The sequence below is a fragment of the Niveispirillum sp. SYP-B3756 genome (assembly GCF_009495745.1).
In the GTDB taxonomy this organism is placed as follows: Bacteria; Pseudomonadota; Alphaproteobacteria; order Azospirillales; family Azospirillaceae; genus Niveispirillum.
In genome coordinates this window covers 1-525 of sequence record NZ_WIDQ01000061.1, presented here as the reverse complement: position 1 = coordinate 525, position 525 = coordinate 1, and the positions used below count along the sequence as shown (strand labels likewise).

At 54.7% G+C, this 525-nt stretch carries 1 protein-coding gene; it reads right to left on the bottom strand.

The features are described 5' to 3' along the window. Window positions 1-3 precede the first annotated feature (3 nt). Window positions 4-525, bottom strand: a 522-nt coding sequence (locus GE253_RS25720) for an integrase core domain-containing protein (protein WP_153206991.1), incomplete at its 5' end; no start/stop codon positions are given.

Genomic DNA, 525 nt, shown 5'->3' with positions numbered 1-525 from the left:
ACATCATTTCAACGAAGCGACAGCAGTGTCGAGGCGGTAATCGGCAATCCTGATGCGCTCTCGGCTACTGTCGTATGCTGCGTCAACGGCTTCGCGGAGAGGGGTTTTATCCAGGAGTTCACAGACGCGGTCGATGGGTGACATGCCTTTCAGAGCCGTGTGCGGCCTATTCCAGTTCCAATGATGCTGCCATTCAGCCAGCTTAGCCTCAATCTGAGGATCCTTCGGATTGATCATGTCCCAGAATTCTTCCCGATCAGCCCGATGTGTTCGCTCGACCTTGCCGTTCAGGTGGGGTGAGCGGGGTGGGATCGGCCGGAACTTTATGGCCCAGTCCATCAGCCGCCGCTGGACGGCTTCAGCAAAGAATTCACGCCCACGATCCGTTTGGATCCGTTGGATCGGAAACGGCATTTCCTCAATGAGGCGTTCGAGAAAATCCAGCGTATTGGCGGCTGTCGCTCTCTTGTAAACGCCGAGTACCTTATATCGACTGCAGTCATCAATTGCAGTGTACTGGTAGAT